The following is a 6,910-nucleotide window of genomic DNA, read 5'->3' on the forward strand; positions in this document are numbered from 1 at the left end:
CCTAGAAGCTGCTGACCAGCTTGACGAACGCGTCGTCGATCTTCGCCGGGTCGCGGGCGTCGAACGCCTTGCCCGCGGACGCCTTGGCGATCCGGTCCAGCGTCCCGAAATCGGACTGCTCATCAAAGGCGATGCAGAAGATCTTGACCGGCCGGTCCGGATCCAACGCGACATCCTGGAGCAGCCGGGCGAGATTGTTGTCCTTGTTGTACTCGTTCTTGCCGTCCGTCAGTACGACCACCGCGTTGATCCGGGACTGGTCATAGTGGTCGAGCATGTGACGGTGTGCCGCCCGTACTGTGGCGTACAGAGCGGTGCCGCCTTCGACATGGAGATTGTTGATCTCATTGGTGAGCGCCTTTGGATCGAACGCCGACAGCCGGACCTCCTCGCTGTACGGCGACCTCGGCCGCTGTTCCGTCTCGGACGAGAAGGACCAGAGCGCGACCTGATCCTCGGCGTTCAAGAGGCCGAAGCCTTTGGCGGCGGCCCTGGTCGCCACCTGGAACCTGGTCTGGTCACCGATCTTTGCCTTCATCGAACCGGAAGTGTCGACTGCCACGAGGATGTTCGCCTTCTTACGCAACGTGCCCCAACCGGTGAGGATCGCCTTGACCACGGTGGGATCGGGCGGGTCGAAGTAGGTGAGATCCTGGGCGCCGCGCCCGCGGACGGAAGTGATCAGCGCGTCGGACGCGTTCCGCTCGTGATCGCGGAACCCGAGGCGGCTGAAACTCCGCTGCTGCGGCGGCTCCTGAAGGAACGCCAGGAAGTCGGCAGCGGCGTCACGTTGCTCCGGGCTGGCCGAGGGGAGGACCACGTACGGGTGATCGAGGTTGAACGTGCCCTCCTTCGGATACACCGCGACCAGCGGGACCCTCGGCTTCTCGCCCCGGGTCGGGCTCAGGTGCCCCTCGTTGTACTGGTAGACCAACTCCTCCTGCGTCACAACCGCGCTCATGTCGGTCGGGGCAGCCGTGCCGGCGCCGGACAGGTCCGCCTCGGCGCGGTTCTTCAGCAGATCCACGATGTCGTCGCTGTAGTGGGACACGTTGGCCTCGATGCGGCGGACGAACTGGGTCACCGCCGGATCCGCGAGATCGCTCTCGGTGAGGTCGCTGGCCCGGTTGATGGCCGCGTAGTACGTCGCTATCGTGGCCGCCAGCCCAGAGGTCGAAAGGTACGGGTTGACCTTGCCGAAGGTGAACCGCCCCCACTCGGGGCGACCGAAGGTGGCCCAGCCCGTGCGCCCGGACAAGCCCAGGATCTCACCCCAGCCGAGTCGACCCTGCTGTTGGAGCAGCTCGCCCTTCGGCTGCGGCATGGCGATGACCAGCGGGCTGTTCGCGATCGACGGGTACCGGCCGGGGGTCTGCGCCGGGTGCCCGGCGGCCTCGTCCAGCAACTTCAACTGCCCGGTCCACAGGGTCGACGTCGGCAACCACACCTGCGGCCGTGGCAGGCCGGGCTGCTTGACTGCCCAGTCGCCGGCCAGCGCGTCCGTCGCCGCACCGGAGGTGAGGCCATGTACGGTCACCACGGCGCACCGGCCACCGACCCGCCGATCGCTCTTGTTGTAGCGTTCTGCCAGCTCGCCGAGCAGCACGTCCTTCTCCGTCGACGAGCTGACCTCCAGCGGCGTGCACCCGACGTCCGCCGCGGGCCGGACGATCAGGTAGGCCGCGGTGACGACCGCGACTCCGGCCATGATGGCCGCGGTGTACGGCAACCACGGCCGGGCAGTCGGTCGACCTGAAACCATTTGGTCCCTCCAGGGTGTCAGCTGACGGCGTCGACATCAGCCACCAGCCCGGCCGAGCCGCGGTGCGGACCGACCGGATCGTGTTCGTGAATCAGGGCCGCGACCGGAGCACGGTCGTAGTCTGGTCGGCTGTCGACGCCTCGCCGGGATCCGGCCCGGTGCTTGGGGCCAGCGCGGCGGCGACCAGCAGGCGGACGACGTAGACCACGACGAAGGTCACTACGCCGGTGAGTGCCGCGGCGTCGACCGCGGTCGACGCGACGTAGCCGGACGCGATGCCGACCGCACCGAGGAAGATCGCGATCGAGACCCCCCACGGGTCCCCGAGCTCCCGGCGGAGCCGACCCGACCAGGGGCCCCGCCGTACCGGGGCGGTGGGCTCGCGGTTCTCCCGCGGCGCCGGGGCGCCGGTCACGCGCGTGACCGGCGCGTGCTCGGGGATGTCGGGCAGGGTTGGCCTGGCCGCATGGCCCAGGGGCGGGGATCCGGGCGCCGGGTACGACGGCGCCGGCGCGGTGGCGGCTTCGTTGCCCTGCTTGAGGACGGTCTCCAGCAGCAGGTCCGTCGAGGGCCGTGCGGTGTGCCCGAGCAGCCGCAGCAGGACCTGTTCGGCGTTCGGCCGCGCATCCTGTTCCTTCTGCAGACATTGCCGTATCAGGTCGTCCAGCGCGTCGGAGAGGCCATGCAGGTCCGGTGGCTCGTGCAGGACGCGGTTCATCACCGCGACGATCGAATCGTTGCCGAACGGTGGCCGGCCCGCGGCCGCGAAGGCGATGGTCGCCGCCCACGCGAACACGTCACAGGCCGGGCCCACCCGGCGGTTATGGAACCGCTCCGGTGCCATGTATGGCGCCGTTCCCATGACCTGCCTGGTCATCGTCTCGGTGACGTCGAGCGCGCGGGCGATGCCGAAGTCGATCACGCGTGGACCGTCCTGCCCGAGAATGACGTTGTCCGGCTTCAGGTCGCGATGAACCACGTCGGACTGGTGGATCGCGGTCAGCGCAGTGGCGGTGCCCACGGCCAGTCGGTGCAACGCGTTCCCGGAGATCGGACCCTGCTCACGGACGTGCCGCTGCAGGGTCGGGCCCTCGATGAACTCGCTGACCACGTACGGGGGGTCCGCGTCTACCTCGGCGAACAGGATCTGAGCCGTACAGAAGGGGGCGACCCGTCGCGCGGCGTCGATCTCCTTCGCGAACTGAGATTTGATCCGGGGGCTCTGCCGCAGGTCAACATTGATCATCTTGACTGCCACCCGGTTACCGTTCCCGTCTCTGCCCAGGTAGACGACGCCCTGGCCGCCCGCACCCAGCCGCCCGATCAGCTGGTAGGGGCCCGCCGTGCGCGGATCATGCGAACTCAGCGGCGTGGTACCCGGCATCCTGCCCCCTGTCAGCCCGGCCATTGCGGCTCCACCGAAACCCTTGACGAGCCGTGCCGATGCGACGGACGACGGACGACGGAGGTAATGGTGTCACGGCCGCGCCAACACAAAGACCACTCGCCTTTCGGCGTGTCGAGTCGTCTCGCGGTTCGACTGAGCGGCGATGTCCATGTTGCCAAGAATCCGAGGTCTCGAAACTGACGGCGCAGGTCGGACAGGTGGCGCGCTAATCTGCGCCTTGCCCCACGTCCCGCAAGATCACGTCGGTACCGTCGGCTCGCGGCGGCCTCCGACAACCGCCGGCCGTTGGCGCGGGCACCTCCTTCGTGTAGTGATAGCTGCGCCATCGGTGGCGGGCGAAGAGGTTCGCCGGTCAGCGGCGGTTCGTCTCGAGTGCCAGCAGATTCTGTGCTTGCACGACGGAGACTGACAGGGTCTTGTAGCCGACGTCGTCGAAGAGCACAGTCATGCGGTCCCTTTCGTAGCCGAGGACCATGCCTGATCCCCATTTGGCGTGCCGCACGGTGCTGTGCAGTGGGTACGGCCCGTCGTCCGGGAGCACCTCCGAGGTGCCACCGTGGCAGTTGTCGCAGTGCCCGCATGGGCGGCTCAACTGCTCTCCGAAGTAGCCCAGCAGCGACTGCATCCGGCAGCCCGGGCTCTCGGCGAAGCGGCGCATCATGTCGGTGCGGGAACGCTGCCCGGCCTGATAGCAGGCGTACTCGGCCAGCGCCTCCCGAGCCGCCTGGTCGGGCAGGGGCGCATACCGCGCGACGCTGAGCTCGCCCTTGGGCCCCGTCGCTACCGCGCCGACCTGCTCGAGCAGACTGACGTGACTGGCGACCTTGCGGGGGCCCAAGCCGGTAGCCCTTGCCAGAGCGGTGCGGGTCACCGGGCCGCGGTACAGGGCGGCGGCGACCGTTCGCAGCTCCTGCAGGTCAGGCGCGCCGCCGGTGAAGAAGCGTTGTAGGGCAACGTCCTCGGCCCGGTAGAGCAGCAACGTCCGGGCCGGCTCGCCATCGCGCCCTGCGCGCCCGATTTCCTGCAGGTAGCTGTCCGGTGAATCGGGCAGCGCCACATGCGCCACCCAGCGAATGTTTCGCTTGTCGATGCCCATGCCGAACGCCGAGGTGGCGACCATGATCGGCACCCGGTCAGCGAGGAAGTCTTCGTGGCGACGGTGACGCGTCCCGGCCGTCATGCCGCCGTGGTAGGCCTGCGCGGGAAGACCCGCGTCGGACAGCCGTTGCGCGAGGTCCTCGGCGGCACGCCGGGTCGGCACGTACACGATGCCGGGCGGGTCGGCCTCCTTGAGCAGAGTAAGCAGCCTCCGCCAGCGGTAATCCTCGCTGGGACAATGCGCGGCGGCGACGAAAAGGTTCGGCCGGTCCAATCCGGATAGAACCAGCCGCGGTTTGCGCATGCCGAGCCGCGCGGTGATGTCTTCGCGCACCGGCGGCGAGGCCGTGGCGGTCAGCGCCACCACCGGCGGGCGGCCCAGGTCGCGGATGAGGTGGCCGAGGGTGAGGTAGTCAGGGCGGAAATCGTGGCCCCACGACGAAATGCAGTGCGCCTCGTCAACCGCCACCAGCGCCGGACGCAGCGCGCGGACCTCGGCCAGCCGCTCCGGCGAGCTGAGCTGCTCGGGCGTGATGAACAGGAACTTCGCGGCACCCGAGCGCAGCTCGGCCAGCGCCGCCGCCTGCTTGCTCGGGCTCTCCGCGGAGCTGATCCGAACCGCCCGCAACGCCGGATCACCCCGTTCGTTGAGGTTGGCGATCTGATCCTGCTGCAATGCCAGCAGCGGTGAGATCACTACCGTGGGGCCGCGCAACAGGGTGGCGGGGACCTGATACACAGCAGATTTTCCGCCCCCGGTGGGCAGCACGACCAGCGTGTCACGGCCGGCCAGCAGCGTGCGCATCGCGCGCATCTGGGTGGGGCGCAGCTTCTGCCAGCCGAAGTGCCTACGGGCGGCGCGGCGTAGCCGCAGGGAGCGAAGAAGAAACATCATCGCCGGGCATGCTAACCAACCGCACACACGGGCTTCGATCATCCCAGGGCCCGTCGTACGCCTCATCGGCGCGTGCGCTGCACACCGTTTCCCGCTGTGCTGCACTGTCGGGATGGGTGCAGATCTGACGCAACGTACGGCCCGTCCCGACGCCGTCGTCGTCGGTGGCGGCGTCATCGGCCTCACCACCGCCGTCTGCCTGGCTGAGGCCGGCCTGGCGGTGCTGGTCCGGACCGCCGATCCGGTCGAGCGGACCACCTCGGCGGTGGCTGGCGCCATGTGCGGACCGACGATCACCGGCCCGGACGACCCGGCCACCCGGTGGAGCCGGGCCGGCGAGGCCGAGTTCGCCGCTCTCGCCGAGGATCCCCGCTCGGGGGTGCGCATCAGGCGGGGCCGGCTGGTCAGCGACTTGGGCGACGCGCCGCCACCGTGGGCGGCTGGGCTGGCCGGGTTCGCGCCGTGCACCGAGCGGGAGCGGGCCGGCTACCGCAGCGGGTTCTGGGCCGAGCTGCCGTTCGCCGACATGCCGCGCTACCTGGCGTACCTGACGGACCGGCTGCGCGCGGCAGGCGGGCAGGTGCAGGTGCGGCCGGTGACCGCGCTGGCTGATGCCGCCGCCGAGGCGCCGGTGGTGGTCAACTGCACCGGGGTGGCCGCCGCCGGGCTGGCCGGTGACGACAGCGTCCGCCCGGTGAAGGGGCAGCACGTGCTGGTGGCGAACCCCGGCCTGACGGAGTTCTTCTACGAGGGGGGCGCCGCCGAACACTGGTGCTGTTTCTTCCCCCATGGCGACCGGGTGGTGCTGGGCGGGGTGGCCCTGCCCGATAATCGGGACCCGACGCCGGACCCGGCGCTGGCGGAGCGGATCCTGGCCCGCTGCGCCGAGGTCGAGCCTCGTCTGGCCGGTGCCCGGGTGCTGCGCCACGAGGTCGGCTTCCGTCCGGTCCGGCCGTCGGTGCGGCTGGAGGAGGAGCCCCTGGGCGGTGCCCGGTGCGTGCACAACTACGGCCACGGTGCGGTCGGTGTCACCCTCTCCTGGGGCTGCGCGCGGGAGGTCGCCGCGCTGGTCACCGGCTGATCCCGGTGGGGCGGGCCCGTCCGGCGACCGGGCCCGCCCGGGTACGGTCAGCCGTGGCCGACCCCGAGCTGTGCCATCAGGCTCATCCCCTCGGAGACCACCCAGTACTCGGCGAATCGGTCGCCGCTGCTGCGCAGGATGTCGGTGCCGGCGAACTGCACCTTCGTACCCGGCTCGGCGGTCGCGCCGGGCAGGCCGCCGGCGTACGTGCCGTGGAACCGCCAGTGCGCGGCAACCAGATCCCCGTCCACCATGGGGCCGACCTCGATGACGGTGGACACGTCGCGGAACAGGGAGCAGCTCTCCCGGATCAGCTGTGCCAGGGCCGCCGGGCCGCGGACCTGCTCGGCCGGCGCGCCGTCGGAGCGGGCCTGGTGGATGACGAAGTCCGGGGTGACCAGCTCCGCGGCGAGCGCGTCGAGCCGCTCCCCGTCGGCTGTCCACGCCTGCTCCAGATACCGTCGGTAGCGGGCTTTCAGGTCTTCGGTCATGTCGATCACTCCTTTCGTTTCAGTAACGTCCGGAAGGGCCGGTGCGGCGCGGGCCGTACGGCGCTTCGTCGAGCCATCGACCGGCGGCCGGTGCCAGCGGGGCGACCGCTGCGGCGAGCCGCTGCCGCAGCCGCCCGACGGGGCCGGCCTGCTGGTGGGCCAGCGCCCGGCCGGC

At 70.2% G+C, this 6,910-nt stretch carries 5 protein-coding genes; 1 reads left to right on the forward strand and 4 read right to left on the reverse strand.

The annotated features are described in order from the left end of the window. Nucleotide 1: 1 nt before the first annotated feature. From B0E53_RS04505 to B0E53_RS04515, 3 genes are all read right to left on the reverse strand, one after another. The gene (locus tag B0E53_RS04505; protein ID WP_246835233.1) at nt 2-1,606 is read right to left on the reverse strand and encodes an extracellular solute-binding protein; all 1,605 of its coding nucleotides are present in this window, start codon (nt 1,604-1,606) and stop codon (nt 2-4) included. A gap of 247 nt (nt 1,607-1,853) precedes the next feature. Next, nucleotides 1,854-3,170, reverse strand: coding sequence for a serine/threonine-protein kinase (locus B0E53_RS04510; RefSeq protein WP_107074804.1), 1,317 nt, complete (start codon nt 3,168-3,170; stop codon nt 1,854-1,856). Between the two features lie 352 nt (nt 3,171-3,522). Beyond that, on the reverse strand, nt 3,523-5,163 hold the full coding sequence (locus tag B0E53_RS04515) for a RecQ family ATP-dependent DNA helicase (RefSeq protein WP_107074805.1): 1,641 nt from the start codon (nt 5,161-5,163) through the stop codon (nt 3,523-3,525). A gap of 112 nt (nt 5,164-5,275) precedes the next feature. On the opposite strand from B0E53_RS04515, the gene B0E53_RS04520 reads away from it, so the two are divergent. Next, nucleotides 5,276-6,244: an FAD-dependent oxidoreductase gene (locus B0E53_RS04520; protein WP_107074806.1), complete on the forward strand. Its 969-nt coding sequence runs from the start codon at nt 5,276-5,278 to the stop codon at nt 6,242-6,244. A 47-nt stretch (nt 6,245-6,291) separates the two neighbouring features. On the opposite strand, the gene B0E53_RS04525 is transcribed toward B0E53_RS04520, so the two are convergent. Then, nucleotides 6,292-6,735: an ester cyclase gene (locus B0E53_RS04525; RefSeq protein WP_107074809.1), complete on the reverse strand. Its 444-nt coding sequence runs from the start codon at nt 6,733-6,735 to the stop codon at nt 6,292-6,294. Between the last annotated feature and the right edge of the window lie 175 nt (nt 6,736-6,910).

This window comes from Micromonospora sp. MH33 (assembly GCF_003013775.1).
Classification (GTDB): domain Bacteria; phylum Actinomycetota; class Actinomycetes; order Mycobacteriales; family Micromonosporaceae; genus Micromonospora; species Micromonospora fulviviridis.